Genomic DNA, 16,595 nt, shown 5'->3' with positions numbered 1-16,595 from the left:
CGGCTGTGGCGTGACCTGAAAACCGCAAGCCGGCAATTTCAGGGCGGCGCCCTGTCCTGACTATTCATCCATTTTATGGGTGCCCACAAGGGCTGCGAGGACACAGCTGCAAGGTTTGTCGACGAGGGGCAGGGGCAACCATGATCGGCGACGGTCGCCACCTCGAAACCGCGTTTGGTAGGCTGACTGTGATCAGCCTGTCAGAGACGGGTGCTATGAATGGTCATCGCGGCGAGGCGGCCATGATGGCCGTCCGCAGCAGAACGCATGCGCCGATCACTGCGTCGTCAGGTTCCACATACTCCGCCTCGTTGTGGCTAAGCCCGTCACGGCATGGCACGAAGATCATTGCGGCAGGCGCGACACGGGCGAGAAACAGCGCATCATGGAAAGCGCCCGATATCATCTGCTTGTGCGGAAGTCCCAGGGAATTGACGGCCTCCTCGACGAGGTTGACCATATCGGGCGAGAAGGCCGCCCCGGGCATGTCGAACGATCGTTTGATCATTGCCGTGCAATGCTGGGCCTCTGCTTCCGCCGCGCAGACCTGGCGGACCTCGGTCTCTATGACATCGAGCTGCTCTGCCAGCGGATGCCTGATATCGACGGTGAAGGCCACCGATTGCGGTATGGCGTTGATCGATCCCGGCCTGGCGGCGATCCGGCCCACCGTCAGCCGCGCGCTGCTGTCGAGCGGCATGATTGTCGTCTGCAGCCTGTGGATCGCGGCAATCGCTGCGACCATCGGATCCCTGCGGTAGGCAAGGTCTGTCGTGCCCGCATGACCGGCCGTGCCCTGGGTCGTGACTTCCAGCCAGCGCGTACCCTGGACGGCGGTCACGACACCGATCGGCAACTGCTCCTTTTCCAGCGATGGCCCCTGTTCGATGTGGAGCTCGATATAGCCTGATATCGGTATGCCGGTTGGACGGAGGGCAGCCTCCGGCAAGGCGGTGATCGTCGCGTCCAGCTCAGCCGCGAGGAGCGCACCGTCGGCGCCGACAACGGATTTCCACGTAGCGGCATCCGCGCCTGTGAAAGCCATGGAGCCCATGACGCCCGGCGCGAAGCGGCTGCCTTCTTCATTGGCCCAGGCGACGACCTCGACCGGCATTCGGGTTTCAGCCTGTGCGTCCTCCAGCGCTTCGAGCACCTCGAAGGCGCAAAGCGTGCCGAGCGCACCGTCGAAGCGGCCGCCTGTCGGCTGGCTGTCGAGATGGCTGCCGATCAGGAGCGGTGGCAGCGTGGCATCCGTACCCTCGCGGCGAATGAAGAGGTTCGCGATACCGTCCTGAAAGACCGTGAAGCCACGCTCCAGCGCCAGCTCAGCCAGGAGGCGCCGGGCCCTGCGATCCTCGACGCTGAACGCCTGCCGGTTGACACCGCCGGCTGGTGTCGCCCCGATCCCAGCGAAAGCATCAAGCCGCCCGAGCAGTCTGTCGCCGTCGATCCGAGGCGTCAAACTCATCGCTTGAGGCCGCTGATGAAGGCCTTCACCCGCAGCGGATCGACTTGATTCCACCAGACGCCATCATGTTTCAGCGAGCTGGCCACGATGACGCCGTCGACAATGTCGAGAATGTCGTTGGCATTTTCGGGCGTCACGCCGCTGCCGACAAGCGTCGGCAACCCGGCGGCCTCCTTGATCATCCTGATATAGCCGAGGTCGGCGGCGTGGCCGGTGCGCTGACCGGTGGCGATCACCGCATCGGCATCGAAGAACACCAGGTCCTTGACCTGTTCCTCGACCGGCCGGTCGCCGACGATCGCATGGGCGCCATGCTTGACATGGGCATCGGCGAAGATGCGGATGCCGTTGGCGCGAAGCCTGGCACGGAAGCGCATGGCGCGCGCCGCCTCGCCTTCGATAAAGCCCTCATTGGCGACATAGGCGTTCGCCCACTGATTGACGCGCACGAAGGAGGCACCCGAGGCGCTGGCGATCGACAGCGCGGGGATGGAGGCATTGGCGAGCACATTGATGCCGATCGGCCGGCCGAGTTCCCTGCGGATGCGGTCGGAGACGACGGACATGTAAGCGGAGGTCTCTGGGCCGATATCGTCCGGCTTGGCGAAGGGCACGTCGCCATGGTTTTCGACGATCACGCCGTCGCAACCGCCATCGAGATAGGCCTTGGCATCGTCGAGGCCGCGCTGGTAGATGGTCTCGACCGCCTCGCCATCGTAGCGCGGCGCGCCCGGCAAGGGCGCCAGATGAACGACGCCGATGACCACTTTCCTTCTGTTGAAGATCGACTGCAGCGCGTCGGCGCCCTGCTTGGAGCCGATGGAGTTGGGGGATGTTGTCATGCGGTTTCCGCTTCCGTCGTTTCCATGAGTATCTTCATCTCCTGCCTGTCGGGGCAGGAGCCGAGCGTGCCGGGGCGACCGACCGAAATGGCCGCGGCTCGTACCGCGATCCGCGCGGCCGCGGCGAGGCTGATGCCAGCCGCAAGGCAGCCTGCGAGGCAGCCGCAAAAGACATCGCCCGCGCCGCTGGTGTCCACCACGTCCACTTTGGGCGCCGCGAACCGGTCGATCCGTCCTTCGCGGTCGGCAACCAGGCAGCCGGCCGCACCAAGCGTCACGATCGCGCTGTCGGCGCCTTGACGGATCAATTCGCGGGCCGCCGCGGCTGCATCGCCGGTTCCGGTCAGTTGCTCTGCTTCGCCTGCGTTGACGACAGCGAGGCTGACGGCGTCCATACACGGTGTCGAACCCACCGCAAGCGGACTTGGATTGAGGATCGTCATGGCGCCCGCGCTGCGCGCCGCTTGCAGGCAGGCTGTCGTTACATCGGGAAGAAGATTGCCTTGCATCACCACAATGTCGCCGCGTTCGATCGACGTCGCGAAACCGCCGTCGGCCAGCGGATCGAAGGCGGCGGCGCAGCTGGCGCCGGTGACGATGAGGTTTTCGCCCCGCACATCGACGATGATCGTCGACCGGTCGCTGGGTAGTGCCAGCATCGTCAGATGGCTGGCGTCGAGGTCGCGGCTCAACTGTTCCCGTATCCAAAGGCCGGCGGCGTCGTCGCCGATCGCCGCGTGGAAGCGGACATCGGCTCCGGTGCGGGCGGCGGCCACCGCCTGGTTCGCCCCTTTGCCGCCAAGTCCGTCAATATGACTGGACGCGTTCAACGTCTCGCCCGGCCGCGGAAAGCGGCCCAGCTGAAACGTCGTATCGACGCAGACATTGCCGACGACATGGACGCGCATGGCTAATCCCTGGCTGTCGCCCAGCCCAGCATCTGTTCGAAGAGTGTCTTGTAGCCATTCCAGGCGATGAAGCCCGGCGGCAGCCAGTGTGGCCCGACATCCGATGTCCAGGCGACGGTGCGGCCCTTGCCATATTTGCCGGTCACCAGCAGGGGCATGGAACGGTAGTCGGAAGACACGGTGGCGAGGACTTCGGCGCCCTCCTTGACCGTGACCTCGTTGAAGCCGAGCAGGATCGGCCAATCCTTGCCCAGGCCCTTCAAGATTGGATGGCTCTGGGGGCCGACAACGACCGGCGCATAGCCCTCGGGCACCTCGACGCGATCGTCCACCGGCAGGCAGGTCACCGGCAGAACGTCCTCGACCGGCGTCTTGTGGTAGCGTGCGCCGCCGTTGATGCCCTGGAAGCTGTAGTAGCCGCCGAACATCAGGAGGCCGCCGCCATTGCCGACATAGTCGCGCAGCAGCCGCAGCCGGTTCGGCGTCGGCTTGGAGTGGACCCAGGTGTCGGGGTGAAGCAACAGCGTATTGGCGCCAAGGTCGGAAAGCACCACGGCGTCATAGGCCGAAAGCGTCTCCATGGTCTGGGGAAAATTCCGCTGCGCTTCGTGCGCCGGCATGAAGGTGACATCGAACGGGCCATCCTTCAACGCCGCCAGCAGTTCATCGGCGCCGGTGTGATAGGTCACGGTCGGAAACTGGTCGAAGCCCTTGATGTGGGTCGCGGTCGAGACCCAGGACTCGCCGGCGAGAAGAACTTTCTTCCTGGACATGTAAACTCCCTGTTTTTTGCTGTGGCCGGCGGTTCAGAGGCTCGCGGCGAACACGGTCTTTGGGTTGTCGACGAGCATGCGGTCGATTGCCGATTGCTCGACACCATGGCGTTTCAGCCTTGGCACGAAATGTTTGAGGATGAAGCCGTAGCCGAAGCCGCCGAAGCGCGTCAGCATGATCTTCAGGAAGACGTCCTGCGACAGCAGGATCCTGTCGACCAGCCCCATGTCGATCAACGAACGGATCGCCTGCGCGTTCTGCTCGTCGGAAGGCGATTGCGCATCCTGGTCGGCATAATAGAAATCCATGCCGATCATGTCGTATTCCAGGAAGGCGCCACGCGCAGCGAGGCTTCTCTGGTAGGCAAGATCATTATGGCTCGGATTCATATGGCAGAGGACAGTGTGTCTGAGATCTGCGCCTTCCGCCTCGACCACGTCGAGCACGTCATGCGCCAGCCGTTCCCAGCCGGGCAGATGGATGGTCAGCGGGACGCCGGTGATCCTGGCCGCGCGCGCTGAAGCCCGCAGCGACTTGCGTTCCTCTTCGGTGAAATCCTTGCTGACGCCGACCTCGCCGATGATGCCGGCCATGATCTCGGGCTGCGTCGGGCCGCCGCCGATATCGTTGACGAGAAATTCTGTGACGGCGTCGACGTCCATCGCCTTCAGCCAGTCGGGATGGGTGTGCTGCAGATAGAAGCCCGTGCCCATGACGATGCGCAATCCGGAGGCGCGGGCAATACGCGCCAGCTTCACCGGATCGCGGCCGATGCCGATATTGGTCGCGTCGACAACCGTATGGCCGCCAAGCGCCCGGTACCTGGCGAGCTCGGAAAGCGCCAGGTCGCTATTGTCGAGCGAGACATTGTCGCGATTCATGTAGGGGTTCATCCGCAATTCGCCGATGATCTCCATACTGACCGGCTGCTCGGCGATCTTCCGGTCGTCGGGATGGCAGGGGCATTTCCAGGATGTCGAACCATCGAGCAGGATATGTTCGTGCATCAGCGTCACGCCCATGTCGGCGATCGCGGCCGGGCCGGCAACGGTCATCACGGTGCCGGAGCGAACACCGATCGGCACCCTTTGCCTTGGCGTGTTGTCGAACAAATGATCCATGTCAGCGGCTCCGCGTCGCGCCCTTGAACAGGCGGAAATTCAGCCAGATGGCAACGAGGATGATTGTGCCGGTGACGATCGGCGTCAGGAAGGGCGACATGTGCGCCAGGATCAGGCCGTTGCCGATGACAGCGACGGTCAACGCGCCGAGCACGGTGCCGATGATCGTACCGCGCCCGCCGAACAGGCTGGTGCCGCCAAGCACCACGGCGGCGATGACATCGAGCTCGAAACCCTGGCCGGAATTGGACGAGCCGGAGCCCAGCCGCGCGGCCAGAATGACGCCGGCCGACGCTGCCGCCATGCCCGACAGGACATAGACGAAGAGCGTCATGAAGCGCGTATCGACACCGGCGCGGCGCACAGCCTCGGCGTTGGCCCCGATGCCGGTCACATAGCGGCCGAACGGCGTCTGGTTGAAGGCGAGATAGGCGATGGCCAGGACGACAAGGGCGAGCAATGCGGGTACCGGCACACCGAGGAACCAGGCCCTGCCGATGTTGACGAAGAAGCTCGTCGGCTCGACCGGGATCGAATAGCCGCCGGTGATCAGCAGCGCCACGCCACGGATGACCGAGAGCCCGGCAAGGGTGACGATGAAGGCCGGGATGCGCTCATAGGCGATGAAGAAACCCTGCAAGGCGCCGATCGCCGCGCCAAGCGCCAGCATGCCGACAACGACCAGCGGCCATGGCAGGCCGGCCTGCAGCGCAACGGCCGAAAGTGTCGCCGTCAGCGCCAGCACGGACCCAACCGAAAGATCGATGCCTCCGGTGGTTATGACGAAGGTCATCGCCGCCGCCACGATCAGCAGCGGCGCCGATTGGCGCACGATGTTGAGCAGATTGGGCGTCGTCAGGAAGGAACCGGTGACCAGCGAGAAGACCACGCAGACGACGATGAAGAACAGCGCGATGGAGACGACGCTGCCATTGGCTAGCGCCCCATCCTTCCAGGTGCTGTTGTGGGCACGTTTGGGCGGCGAGGCGCCGACACCGGCGGAGGTGACGTTCATGGCTGTACCCCCTCGTCGCGGCTGGCGCGCGCCGAGCGCGCGGTGAATTTCCGGCCGACGATCAGGTTGACGACCTCCTCGATGCTGGTGTCGCCGATCCTGCGTTCGGCGACGTTTCGGCCCTCATACATGACCTGGATGCGGTCGCAGACCAGGAACAGGTCTTGCAGCCGGTGCGTGATGAGAATGACGCTGACGCCGCGGGCGCTGACGGCGCGGATGAGGTCCAGCACCGCCTCGACTTCCGCCACCGCAAGGGCGGCTGTCGGTTCGTCCATGATCAGCACCGATGGATCGAAGGAGGCGGCGCGGCCGATAGCGATCGACTGGCGCTGGCCGCCGGACAGGTTCTCGACCTTGAGCCTGGTGTCGGCGATGACGATGCCGAGCCGGTCGAGCATCTCGCGCGTCTGGTCATGCATGCGTCTGTTGTCGAGAAAGGGGAGGCCGAGTACGTGGCGGCGAGGCTCGCGGCCAAGGAAGAGATTGCCCGCCACATCCACCGTGTCGCAGAGCGAAAGGTCTTGGTAGACCATCTCCACCCGTGCGGCGCGGGCATCGGCCGGCGAGGAAAAGGACACGGCCTTGCCATCGATCTCGATCGTGCCGGAATCCGGAATGACCGCTCCGGACAGAACCTTGCTCAAGGTGGATTTGCCGGCGCCATTGTCGCCGACCAGGCCAAGCACCTCGCCAGGTTTCAGGTTCAGCGAAACATCATCCAGCGTCTGGATAGGCCCGTATCGTTTGGAAATACCGGTCATCCTGACGCGGTAGGTCTCGCCATCGCTCATCATGGTTCCAGTTCTCAATGCGGCATGTTCAAACGGTCGCCGGGCTGCGCAACGACCACAAAGTCAATGCGCGGCCCGGCGGTCTGGGGAGGATCTTACTTGAACATGTCCTTGAACTGGCCGACATTTTCCTTGGTCACGATGGTGATCGGAACATTGATGATCGGATCGATCTTCTCGCCCTTCTTGAGCTTGCCGAAGGCTTCGATGGCAGCCTTGCCTTCACCGGCCGGATCCTGCTGGACGACGGCGATTACCCAGCCCTCTTCGAGGCCTTGCACCGCGGACTTGGTGAGATCCCAGCCGAACACCTTGACGTCGCCGGTACGGCCCTGGCTGGTGACGGCCGAAACGGCGCCGAGCAGGGCCGGCTCGCCGGTCGCATAAAGCGTCGTCATGTCGGCATTGGCCGTCATCAGGTTTTCGGAGGCCGACAGCGCCACGTCCTGCACGTTCTGGCCATCGACCGTGTCGAGGAAGGTCACCTTCTGGCCGCTCTCGGTGACAGCCTTCTTGAAGCCGTCCAGGCGCTGGTTCTGGATGAACGAATTAAGCGCGCCGACAACGCCGATCTTGGCGGTTCCGTTCAGCTTGGTCTTGACGTAGTCGGCGTAGAACTTGCCGATATCCTCGCCGGCCTTGGTGTTGTCGACGCCGACGAAGGCGACATTGTCGCCATTCGGAATCTGCGCGTCGATGGCAATCACCGGAATACCGGCGGCCTTGGCCGCGGTGATCGCGGGCTTCACGCCGTTGACATCGATGGCGACGAGAATGATGCCGTCGACTTTCTGGGTGATGTAGTTCTCGATCGCGTCGTTTTGCGCGCTCGGCACATTGTTGGCGTTGAAGATGACGAGGTCGACGCCGGCGGCCTTTGCCGCGGCCTTGGCACCGTCATTGATCTGGTTGAAGAACAGGGCTTGCTGGTTGATGGTGACCAGCGCATAGGTTTCGGCCATGGCCGAGGCGGAGCCAAGCGCGAGGGTCATGGCGATGGCTGCGGCGCAGCCTGAAAGGATCTTGATAAGACGCATTCCGGTTCCCCTTGGTTTTGCGGAAAAGGCCCTTGATCGGGCTCATCTGGCGCTGAGCGCAGACGCATAATTCAAGATACTTGATTTCTTGTCAAGTGACTTGAATTAGCGTCGGCGAAAGGAGAAGGGGGCTGGCCAGATCAGAATGTCGCCGGCGTATTCACCCAGAAAATGCTGGCGCGTTCGTCGCCGACATTGCGGTACCAGTGCGGCAGTTCCGAGTTGAAAACGAAGGAATCGCCGGCGGTCAGGCGAAACGTCTTTTCACCGACCATCAGTTCGATGGCGCCTTCCAGGAGATAGCCGACTTCCTCACCGGCATGCTGGATCGGGCCGGCGCTTTCTCCGCCCGCCTCGATGTGATGGATATTGCACTGCAGAAGGTGGCCCGGCGAATAGGGAATGACGCGTTCCAGGGATATACCTTCGCCGCGCCTGAGCGGATCGAGCGCAATCAACGGCCGTGCTCCGGCGCGAAAGACGATGCCTTCCTCGCCATCGGCTTCCTCGAACATCCAGCCGATATTGGTGCCGAGCACCTCGACGAGCCGGTGAAGCATGGGCAGCGAAGGTGAGACCTTGCCGTTCTCGACCTTGGAAAGCAGGCTTTCGGAGCAGTTGGCGGCGGCCGCGAGCGCCTTCAAGGTCAGGCCACGCGTCTGCCGGGAGAGCTTCAACCTTGTGCCGAGCCGTAACAGGCTGGTGGCTGTAGAGCGGTCGTCGCCGCCCTTGCTGTTGTGGGTATCGATCTTGTTCATTGGGGGGCGCGAACATCTCCGCTGGTCGGGCTGACTCGTAAAACCGATCCCGTGCGTTGTCCATCCTTGCGAAAAACAGACGATGCATCGGATCGAGCCAAGGACCCGTCCAGGCAGTCTCCGCGCCCCGCCGTATAACACCGGCGGGGCGGTGATCTCTTACGCGGCTTCGCGCTTCAAGGCCTGCGCCATGCAGTGGATGCCGCCGCCGGTCTTGGAGATTTCGCTCATGTCGACGGCCGCGACCTCGAAACCGCGCGCCTTGAGCTGGCCGATCAACGTCTGGCTGGAGGTCGGTGCGATGACCCTGTCCTTGCCGAGCGACATGAAGTTGCAGCCGAGCGCCATCGTGTCCTGGAAGGGAACGTCGATGATCTCGTGGCCCTTGCCCTTCAGCCAGTCGACGATGCCGGGTTCGGTGCAGGCTAAGCAGACCGCTGTGAGCTTTTCGGCGATCGGCACCACCATCAGGTCGATATGGACATAGTACTCGTCGATGAAGGCGATGCGGGTTTCCCAGCCCTCCTTCTCGAACCAGGCCTGCACCTGGCGGGCGCCTTCTTCCTGCGTGCGGGCGCCGCCGCAGCCGATCAGCACCACGCCGTCCTCGATGACGTTGAAGTCGCCGCCCTCGAAGGTGCCTGCCGTGACCATGTCGTAGATCGGGATGCCGAGCTTCTCGTAGGTGCGGATGGCGGCATAGTTTTCGCCGCGCCGCCACCAATTGGCCATGGCGGTGATGATGGCGCCGTAAGGCGTCATGACGCTGGAATCGCGGGAATAGACCTGCATCGGCAGTTCCGGCGTCGGCTCGTGCCAGTGGATGTTGACGCCGAAATGCTCATAGGCGGCGACCAGGTCCTTGTGCTGCGCCTGCGCGATCTGGACGTTGCAGGGCGCCTCGCGCAGATGCTTGCGCGACAGCGAGCTGGTCGACAGATGCCGCAGGAAATTCGGCGACCCCAGCAGCACGTCGGTCAGCACGTCGGTTTCGTTGGCGAAGCCCCATGATGTCAGCGGCTTGGTGCCGCCGGCCGGGTTGCGGCGCTGCAGCGAAAACGGCTCGGCGACGATGCGGTCATGAACGGTCATGCGGTTCTCCTCGTGGGCTTGTTCTCAAGAGTTGGTCGGGTCATGCGCTGTTCGGGATCCACCAGTCGCGGCCGCGCACCGTGGTGACATATTCCGGCCAGCGGAAGTTGATCGGCGGTTCGTAGTCGCAGAGCGGCGCGATCCAGTTGGTGCCGCCAATGCCGCCGCCGGTGCGGGTGACGAACTCGTCCATCGCCGCATCGCGGGCTTTTTCGTCCTCGAGCAGGCGCAGCGCCGCCAGCGCGACCGTCTTGGCCGCACAGGCAACCATCGGGTCGATGGTGGCGGAAATGCCGCCCAGCGCATTCATCACCCAGGAGGGATAGGTATGGCCATTCGACGAGCGCAGCGCCGGACGGGCGACGTAAAAGCGCGCGGTCGGCGCGTGCCAGCTCATGTCGGTGTAGTCGTCGGAGGTTGAATTCACCTGCGAGGGCGGCAGGTCGCGGCGCAGGATCGCCTCCGCCTCCTGTGGTGCGATCAGCCGCTCCAACTCGTCGATGAACGGGTTCTCGGTCGCGGTACCACCGGCATTGACCTGGATTTCGCGCCCGATCGCCCTGGCGGCCTCGTCCCAGCGGGGCGGCCCGACCGTCGATAGCGCCTCATAGGCAATCCCGGCCATGGCATGATTGGCCAAGCCGGGCCGCGACTTCGACACCCAGTGGCGCTCGTAACGGCAGCCGCTGATCGCGGCCGCCGCCGCCGCATTGCGGTCGAGCACGGCTGTCACCTGCTCGGCCATGCCAATGGTCGGCACGCGGATCATGTACTGGATTTCTGCCAGCCCCGCCGGCAGATTATCGGCGGTCGCCTGGCCGGCTGTCAGGATCGCCTCGCTGATCGACCAGCCGCCCTGGTGCGGCAGCATGGAATCGCGCAGCGCCTTGGAAGCCATGTACATCGTCATCAGCGCGTCGTTGGCGCCGGGGGCGCGGACCGCCGAATGCGCCTGCGGGATCGGTGCGCCGTCGCCTGCGCGAACCCAGTTTTCGGGTTCGTCGCACACAAAGCGGAAGATCATGGCGTAGGCTGCCCCACAATGCGTGTCCCAGCGCGCCGTATTGCAGAGTGGCAGCATGTAGAAAGGGTGGAACGAGATCATGCCGGCAAGGCCGTCATAATAACCCTTGGCCGCATGGATCGGTTTCGATCCGCGCACCTTTTCAGCCGGCTCGCCGGTAAAGCGCAACGTGCCTGGGATGCCGTGGTGTTGCATCGCCGCCTTGGTGGCCAGCAGGCCGCCGAGGCTTGCCATGCCCAACCCCGAATGCGGATCGGTGTGGCCGCCGGCCTCGACGCCAAGGCCGGGCCGCGGTTGCTTCACCGTCACCGCGTCCTGGCAGTTGCCGGGCACGGCATCATATTCGGCATACAGGCCGATCGTCGGTCCGGCGCCATTCGTCCAGTGGGCGCAGAAGGCGGTCGGCATGCCGCCGGAACCTTCCTCGACGGTAAAGCCTTCCCGCTTCAGTCGCTCCACATACCATGCGGCCGACTGGTATTCGCGCCAGGCGGTCTCGCCGAAATCGAAGATGGTGCGCGTCCAAGCCGACAGCAGCGGCTGGATGCCGTCGAGGCAGGCAAGGGCGGTCTCTTGCGCCGATGTCGTCACCGGTTTGTCCATGCATCAAAGAAAGCAGTGAAGCGGCTCGCCAAAAAGTGATATGTTTTCCCGGTTCATGCAAATTCGGTTCACCTCTTGAGAATTCCATCCACACAGGCGCTGCGCGCCCTCGACAGTTTCGCCCGCCACGGCAGCGTCTGGCGTGCCGCCGACGAACTGCACCTCACCCGCAGCGCGGTGAGCCACCAGTTGCGGTTGTTGGAGCGCGATCTCGGCTTCGATCTGCTGCAGCGCATCGGCAAGGGGGTGGCGCTGACGCCGCGCGGCCAGCGCTACGCCGCCGATGTCAGGAAGGCGCTGACCGTGCTCGGCGACGCGGGAGCGCAGACGAACGGCGCCGGCGTCGGCGGCTCTTTCGCCATTTCCTGCCCGCCAGGCTTCGCCTCCATGTTCCTGTGCACCCATATCGGCGAGTTCCAGCAGATGTACCCTGACGTGGCGCTCTCGGTGCTGACGCCGCGCCGGCTCGATGACGTCTCGAACCCGGACGCCGACGCCTTCATCGCCTTCGGCGTCGGCAACTGGCCGAACCGGGCGGTGGAGCTGCTCTGCGAAGTCCACTTCACGCCGCTCTGCAGCCCGACATTGCTCAACAAGGTCGGCGGCTTTTCCAAACCGGCGGACGTGCTGCGCGCCAACCTTCTGCATCTCTCCGACACCGAGGACTGGGCGCGCTGGCTGGCGCTGTCCAAGGTGGAAAACCCGGATACCGAAGGCGGCATCTTCTTTTCCGACATGAACCTCGTCTTTTCGGCAGCGGTCGCCGGCCAGGGAATTGCCATGGGCGACGAGCTGACCGGCCGCCGGGCGCTCAGCGAAGGCCGGCTGGTCAAGCCGTTTGAAGCTTCCGTGCCCTCGCCACGCTCCTATTTCCTGGTCTTCGAGCATGCCAAGGCCAGTCATCCCGTGCTCAACGCCTTCAGCGACTGGCTCAGGGCGAAGCTGTCGGAGAGCCGACTCTAATCTCCCCCGGAGGGGAAGATTGGACGCGTCCCAACTGCCAGACGTGAATCAAATTTGCCGATCAAGCGAAAACTATTCGGTTGCGGTGAGCCGCCAGCCTGCCTACGATTTCACCTGGGACTGAGGAAGAGGCAGGATGCAGCAACCCGGCCGGGCCGCAGAGATCAAGGCAATCGGAATCGGCAAGAGCTTCGGCTCGTTCCGTGCGTTGGACAATCTGTCGCTCAATATCGGCCGCGGCGAGTTCCTGACGCTGCTCGGCCCTTCTGGTTCGGGCAAGACCACCTTCCTGATGGTCCTGGCCGGCTTCGTACAGCCGACCGAAGGCAAGCTTTTCAGCGACGGCACCGACATCACCGACCGCCCGGCCGAGCAGCGCGCCGCCGGCATGGTGTTCCAGGGCTATGCGCTGTTCCCGCATATGAGCGTCGAGGCCAACATCGCCTTCCCGCTCAAGGTGCGCAAGAAATCGGCCGCAGACATCAAAAAGCGCGTCGGCGAGATGATCGAGCGCGTCGGCCTGATCGGCCATGAGAAGAAACTGCCCTCGCAGCTCTCCGGCGGCCAGCAGCAGCGCGTCGCGCTGGCCCGCGCACTGGTGTTCGAGCCGGGCGTGCTTCTGCTCGACGAGCCGTTCTCGGCTCTGGACAAGAGCCTGCGCGGCCAGATGCAGGCCGAGATGAAGCGCCTGCACCAGGAAACCGGCACCACTTTCGTCTTCGTCACCCACGACCAGAGCGAGGCGCTGGCGCTGTCCTCGCGCGTCGCCATCTTCAACCACGGCAAATTGCTGCAGGTCGGTGCGCCGGACGAAGTCTACGACCGGCCGGATAACCGCTTCGTCGCCGAATTCCTCGGCGAGATCAACATGCTGCCGCTTAAGGGGGTCAAGCCCGCCGACAATGGCTCGACGGGCCTTTGCGAGGACCGCGCGGTCAATATGCACTGCAAGGCTGAAAAGGTCCGTGGTGACGCCATCCTGGCGATCCGGCCCGAGCACATGTCGATCGCGCGCGAAGCGGCCGCCGGCGAAAACGGCATTGCGGCGACCGCCATCGCCTCCACCTATCTGGGTGCCGCCACCAAGCTCGATCTGACCACACGCCAGGGCGCCAAGGTGACCGTCTCGGTGCCGAACGAGGTTGCCGCCGCGGCACTCAGCAAAGGCAATTCCGTCTGGCTGACCTGGCCGGCGGAAAAGGGTTTCCTCCTTCCGGACGGAGGACAATGAGCGCCGGCGCGGCCTGACCCGCCGCGCCGGCTTCCGGACTGAAATCAACGAAAACAAAGGGGAACTGACATGAACGACACCAAGAAAAACGCCATCGACACGCTGTCCGAAAGGACCAGACGCGGCGAGATCTCGCGCCGCCAGTTCACGCAGCTGGCAGCCCTCGTGCTCGCCGGCACGCCGATGCTGCTGCGCTCGACCGGAGCCCTTGCCGCGGCCAAGGAACTGGTGCTGGTCAACTGGGGTGGCGACGCCATCACCGCCTATGATGCGGCCTACGGCCAGGCCTTCACCAAGGACACCGGCATCACCGTCAAGATGGACGGCTCGGGCCCGACCGAGGGCGCCATCTCGGCGCAGTTCAAGAGCGGTGCGCCGACCTGGGACCTGGTCGACGTCGATCCGTTCTCGGCCATCACGCTCGGCGCACAGGGCGCGCTCGAACCGATCGACTACAACATCGTCGACAAGAAGAAGATGCGCCCCGGCTTCGGCTGGGAATATGCCGCCTCGACCTACTTCTTCTCCTATGTCATCGCCTATGATTCCGAGAAATACGGCAGCAATGCCCCGACCGGCATGGCCGACTTCTTCGACGTCAAGAAGTTCCCCGGCAAGCGTTCCCTCTACAAATGGGGCGTGTCGAGCTGGGAAGCGGCGCTTTTGGCCGACGGCATCGCGCCGGCTTCGCTCTATCCGCTCGACCTCAAGCGGGCGCATGACAAGATCGCCGCCTTCAAGGAAAACGTCGTCGCCTACTGGGGCGGCGGCGCCGAGAGCCAGAGCGTGCTGCTCAATGGCGAAGCCTCGATGGCCATCGTCTGGTCGACCCGTGCCTCGCTGATCGAGCAGGATTCCGGCGGCAAGATCAAGTTCATCTGGGACCAGGGCCTGATCTCGCCCGGCGCGCTGGCCGTGCTCAAGAACAATCCCGGCGGCAAGGACGCGGCGATGAAGTTCATCGCCAGCGCACAGGATCCGCAAAAGCAGCTCGTCATGTTCGACAAGCTCGGCCAGGGCCCGGCCAACCCGGCGGCCGATGCGCTGATCCCCGCCGACAAGAAGCGCATCAACCCGGTCGATCCCGAAAACATGAAGAAGCAGATCGCACTCGACATGGATTGGTACGCCAAGAACTACGGCGCGGCGCTCGACGAATACACCAAGATCATCTCCGCCTGAGAGCGGGATGCTGATCTGAGATGAGAGGCGTTCTCTCCGACAGGATGGGCGCGGCGCTGTTGATGGCGCCGCTGCTCCTGTTCCTCGTCCTGGCCTATGCCTGGCCGTTTCTCGGCGTGGTGAAGTGGAGTTTTACTCTGCCGACGCCGGGGCTTGGCCAATATGATGCCTTGCTCACCGACGATCTGGTCCAGTCGGTGTTCATCCGCACGCTGCGCATCGCGGCGATCGTCACAGTTGTTTCCGTCGCCGCCGCCTACGCCATCACGGTCGTCTGGGTGCGTGGCAGCCCGGCGCAGCGCCTCATCGCCGAATTCTGCATCCTGGTGCCGTTCTGGATCTCTGTGCTGACCCGTGCCTTTGGCTGGGTGGCGCTGTTGTCCAATCGCGGCCTGATCAACACCTGGCTGCAATCGATCGGTTTCATCTCCGAACCGCTGACCCTGGTGCGCAATGAGTTCGGCGTCGTCGTCGGCATGACGCATTTCCTCATTCCTTTCGCGGTCTTTCCGCTGGCGTCCGCCATGCGCAGCCTCGACGACCGCGTGCTGCTTGCGGCGCGCGGGCTTGGCTCCAGCCGCACGCGCACCTTCTGGACGGTGTTCGTGCCGATGACACGCTCCGGCATCATCGGTTCGGCGCTCATCGTGTTCGTCTTCTCGCTCGGCTTCTTCGTCACGCCGGCAATCCTCGGCGGCGGCCGCAGCGTGATGATCGCCGAACTGATCTATCTCAGGATCTTCCAGAGTCCGGACTGGGGGCTGGGGGCTGCGATCAGCGTCGTGCTGGTGCTGTTCGTCGGCGCGCTGATGGCGCTGCTGTTCCGCTATGTCAGACCGAAGCAGTTGATTTGATGCCGACCTATCGCCCCGGTCCCGTCTCGCTGATCCTCGCCGCCCTTGTGGCGCTGTTCCTGCTGATGCCGCTGCTTGCGGTCATCCCGGTGTCGCTGACGCCGAGCCGCATGCTGGCGATGCCGACGGGCGAACTGTCGCTGCGCCACTATCGCTCGCTGATCGAGGATCCGCGCTGGCTCCAGTCGATCCTGCTGTCGATCCGTATCGGCATCGTCAGCAGCGCGATTTCCACAGTGCTGGCGCTCTGCTTCAGCCTCGGTGTGTGGATGTTCCAGCCCCGCTTTACCGCGGCACTGGTCGGTTTCGTGCTGTTGCCGATGGTGGTGCCGCCGGTGGTGTCGGCGATCACGCTCTACTTCCTGCTGACCTCGATCTCCGGCTTCAGCTCGTACTTCGGCTACGACACCTGGCTCGGCGTCGCCATGGCCCATTCGGTGATGACGGTGCCCTTCGCCACCGTGTTGATCCTGGTCTCGCTCAGCCAGCTCGACCGCCGCATCGACCTTGCCGCGCGCGGCCTTGGCGCAACTGTCTGGGAGCGTGCTACCCGCATCATCGTGCCCAACATCAAGTTCGGCATCATCACAGCAGCGCTTTTGTCCTTCGTACTGTCCTGGGAAGAAATCGGCGTCACCCTGTTCATCACCTCGGTCAATGCCATCACGCTGCCCCGCCTGATGTGGATGGGCCTGCGCGACAACATCGACCCGGCGATCGCCGCCCTTTCGGTGATCCTAATCATCATCACGGTGCTGGTGCTGGCGGTGCGCAGTGTGATGACCAGGCAGCGCGCCGGGCACTAGGCCGTGAACTCATAAATGCTGGATCAGTGAGACGCTGGAAAGCAGTCACCCGTCGGCCTACAATCTGACTATGCCGTTCGCTCGCAAATTGATTCTTCACGTTCCGGTATCAGATGAGACCTT

The 16,595-nt window shown here is 63.9% G+C and carries 16 protein-coding genes; 5 read left to right on the top strand and 11 right to left on the bottom strand.

Annotation, left to right across the window (positions count from 1 at the left end; all coding sequences use genetic code 11):
* Positions 1 to 223: 223 nt before the first annotated feature.
* The 11 genes from D3242_RS00080 to D3242_RS00030 form a co-directional block, all read right to left on the bottom strand.
* Positions 224 to 1,468 carry a Zn-dependent hydrolase gene (locus D3242_RS00080; RefSeq protein WP_064982923.1) on the bottom strand — a complete coding sequence of 415 codons (1,245 nt, stop codon included), beginning with the start codon at positions 1,466 to 1,468 and terminating at the stop codon, positions 224 to 226.
* Positions 1,465 to 2,310 (bottom strand): BtpA/SgcQ family protein, encoded by an 846-nt coding sequence (locus tag D3242_RS00075; RefSeq protein ID WP_064982921.1) that lies wholly within the window; start codon positions 2,308 to 2,310, stop codon positions 1,465 to 1,467. The genes D3242_RS00080 and D3242_RS00075 overlap by 4 nt, the downstream gene beginning before the upstream one ends.
* Positions 2,307 to 3,218, bottom strand: coding sequence for a ribokinase (locus D3242_RS00070; protein WP_064982919.1), 912 nt, complete (start codon positions 3,216 to 3,218; stop codon positions 2,307 to 2,309). Before D3242_RS00070 ends, D3242_RS00075 begins: the two co-directional genes overlap by 4 nt.
* Before the next feature lie 2 nt (positions 3,219 to 3,220).
* Positions 3,221 to 3,991, bottom strand: a complete 771-nt coding sequence (locus D3242_RS00065) for a glutamine amidotransferase (RefSeq protein WP_038645574.1) — start codon at positions 3,989 to 3,991, stop codon at positions 3,221 to 3,223.
* A gap of 33 nt (positions 3,992 to 4,024) precedes the next feature.
* Positions 4,025 to 5,113, bottom strand: coding sequence for a phosphotriesterase family protein (locus tag D3242_RS00060; RefSeq protein ID WP_064982917.1), 1,089 nt, complete (start codon positions 5,111 to 5,113; stop codon positions 4,025 to 4,027).
* A 1-nt stretch (position 5,114) separates the two neighbouring features.
* Positions 5,115 to 6,128, bottom strand: a complete 1,014-nt coding sequence (locus tag D3242_RS00055) for an ABC transporter permease (RefSeq protein ID WP_064982915.1) — start codon at positions 6,126 to 6,128, stop codon at positions 5,115 to 5,117.
* Positions 6,125 to 6,925: an ATP-binding cassette domain-containing protein gene (locus D3242_RS00050; protein ID WP_019857131.1), complete on the bottom strand. Its 801-nt coding sequence runs from the start codon at positions 6,923 to 6,925 to the stop codon at positions 6,125 to 6,127. Before D3242_RS00050 ends, D3242_RS00055 begins: the two co-directional genes overlap by 4 nt.
* A 92-nt stretch (positions 6,926 to 7,017) precedes the next feature.
* A complete protein-coding gene (locus D3242_RS00045; RefSeq protein WP_019857132.1) occupies positions 7,018 to 7,959 on the bottom strand; it encodes an ABC transporter substrate-binding protein in 942 nt (313 codons plus the stop codon).
* Between the two features lie 140 nt (positions 7,960 to 8,099).
* A complete protein-coding gene (locus D3242_RS00040; RefSeq protein WP_064982913.1) occupies positions 8,100 to 8,717 on the bottom strand; it encodes a cupin domain-containing protein in 618 nt (205 codons plus the stop codon).
* 159 nt (positions 8,718 to 8,876) lie between these two features.
* A complete protein-coding gene (locus tag D3242_RS00035; RefSeq protein ID WP_010915034.1) occupies positions 8,877 to 9,809 on the bottom strand; it encodes a dimethylarginine dimethylaminohydrolase family protein in 933 nt (310 codons plus the stop codon).
* A gap of 40 nt (positions 9,810 to 9,849) precedes the next feature.
* On the bottom strand, positions 9,850 to 11,436 hold the full coding sequence (locus tag D3242_RS00030; RefSeq protein WP_064982911.1) for a zinc-binding metallopeptidase family protein: 1,587 nt from the start codon (positions 11,434 to 11,436) through the stop codon (positions 9,850 to 9,852).
* 75 nt (positions 11,437 to 11,511) lie between these two features.
* Between D3242_RS00030 and D3242_RS00025 the strand changes: the two genes are divergently transcribed.
* From D3242_RS00025 to D3242_RS00005, 5 genes are all read left to right on the top strand, one after another.
* Positions 11,512 to 12,399, top strand: a complete 888-nt coding sequence (locus D3242_RS00025) for a LysR substrate-binding domain-containing protein (protein ID WP_019857136.1) — start codon at positions 11,512 to 11,514, stop codon at positions 12,397 to 12,399.
* A gap of 136 nt (positions 12,400 to 12,535) precedes the next feature.
* Positions 12,536 to 13,630, top strand: coding sequence for an ABC transporter ATP-binding protein (locus tag D3242_RS00020; protein ID WP_064982909.1), 1,095 nt, complete (start codon positions 12,536 to 12,538; stop codon positions 13,628 to 13,630).
* A gap of 69 nt (positions 13,631 to 13,699) precedes the next feature.
* Positions 13,700 to 14,812: an ABC transporter substrate-binding protein gene (locus tag D3242_RS00015; protein ID WP_064982907.1), complete on the top strand. Its 1,113-nt coding sequence runs from the start codon at positions 13,700 to 13,702 to the stop codon at positions 14,810 to 14,812.
* A 20-nt stretch (positions 14,813 to 14,832) separates the two neighbouring features.
* On the top strand, positions 14,833 to 15,666 hold the full coding sequence (locus tag D3242_RS00010; RefSeq protein ID WP_038645585.1) for an ABC transporter permease: 834 nt from the start codon (positions 14,833 to 14,835) through the stop codon (positions 15,664 to 15,666).
* Entirely contained in the window at positions 15,666 to 16,472 is an 807-nt protein-coding gene (locus D3242_RS00005) for an ABC transporter permease (protein ID WP_064982905.1), read from the top strand. Before D3242_RS00010 ends, D3242_RS00005 begins: the two co-directional genes overlap by 1 nt.
* Positions 16,473 to 16,595 lie beyond the last annotated feature (123 nt).

The sequence above is a fragment of the Mesorhizobium jarvisii genome, assembly GCF_003601985.1.
Lineage (GTDB): Bacteria > Pseudomonadota > Alphaproteobacteria > Rhizobiales > Rhizobiaceae > Mesorhizobium > Mesorhizobium jarvisii.
Note: the sequence above shows the minus strand (reverse complement) of the source record. Positions and strands in the feature narration are given on the sequence as shown.

Coding starts and splice junctions, on each gene's coding strand:
- D3242_RS00080 (WP_064982923.1), bottom strand. CDS start 1,468: ATGAGTTTGACGCCTCGGATCGACGGCGACAGACTGCTCGGGCGGCTT.
- D3242_RS00075 (WP_064982921.1), bottom strand. CDS start 2,310: ATGACAACATCCCCCAACTCCATCGGCTCCAAGCAGGGCGCCGACGCG.
- D3242_RS00070 (WP_064982919.1), bottom strand. CDS start 3,218: ATGCGCGTCCATGTCGTCGGCAATGTCTGCGTCGATACGACGTTTCAG.
- D3242_RS00065 (WP_038645574.1), bottom strand. CDS start 3,991: ATGTCCAGGAAGAAAGTTCTTCTCGCCGGCGAGTCCTGGGTCTCGACC.
- D3242_RS00060 (WP_064982917.1), bottom strand. CDS start 5,113: ATGGATCATTTGTTCGACAACACGCCAAGGCAAAGGGTGCCGATCGGT.
- D3242_RS00055 (WP_064982915.1), bottom strand. CDS start 6,128: ATGAACGTCACCTCCGCCGGTGTCGGCGCCTCGCCGCCCAAACGTGCC.
- D3242_RS00050 (WP_019857131.1), bottom strand. CDS start 6,925: ATGATGAGCGATGGCGAGACCTACCGCGTCAGGATGACCGGTATTTCC.
- D3242_RS00045 (WP_019857132.1), bottom strand. CDS start 7,959: ATGCGTCTTATCAAGATCCTTTCAGGCTGCGCCGCAGCCATCGCCATG.
- D3242_RS00040 (WP_064982913.1), bottom strand. CDS start 8,717: ATGAACAAGATCGATACCCACAACAGCAAGGGCGGCGACGACCGCTCT.
- D3242_RS00035 (WP_010915034.1), bottom strand. CDS start 9,809: ATGACCGTTCATGACCGCATCGTCGCCGAGCCGTTTTCGCTGCAGCGC.
- D3242_RS00030 (WP_064982911.1), bottom strand. CDS start 11,436: ATGGACAAACCGGTGACGACATCGGCGCAAGAGACCGCCCTTGCCTGC.
- D3242_RS00020 (WP_064982909.1), top strand. CDS start 12,536: ATGCAGCAACCCGGCCGGGCCGCAGAGATCAAGGCAATCGGAATCGGC.
- D3242_RS00015 (WP_064982907.1), top strand. CDS start 13,700: ATGAACGACACCAAGAAAAACGCCATCGACACGCTGTCCGAAAGGACC.
- D3242_RS00010 (WP_038645585.1), top strand. CDS start 14,833: ATGAGAGGCGTTCTCTCCGACAGGATGGGCGCGGCGCTGTTGATGGCG.
- D3242_RS00005 (WP_064982905.1), top strand. CDS start 15,666: ATGCCGACCTATCGCCCCGGTCCCGTCTCGCTGATCCTCGCCGCCCTT.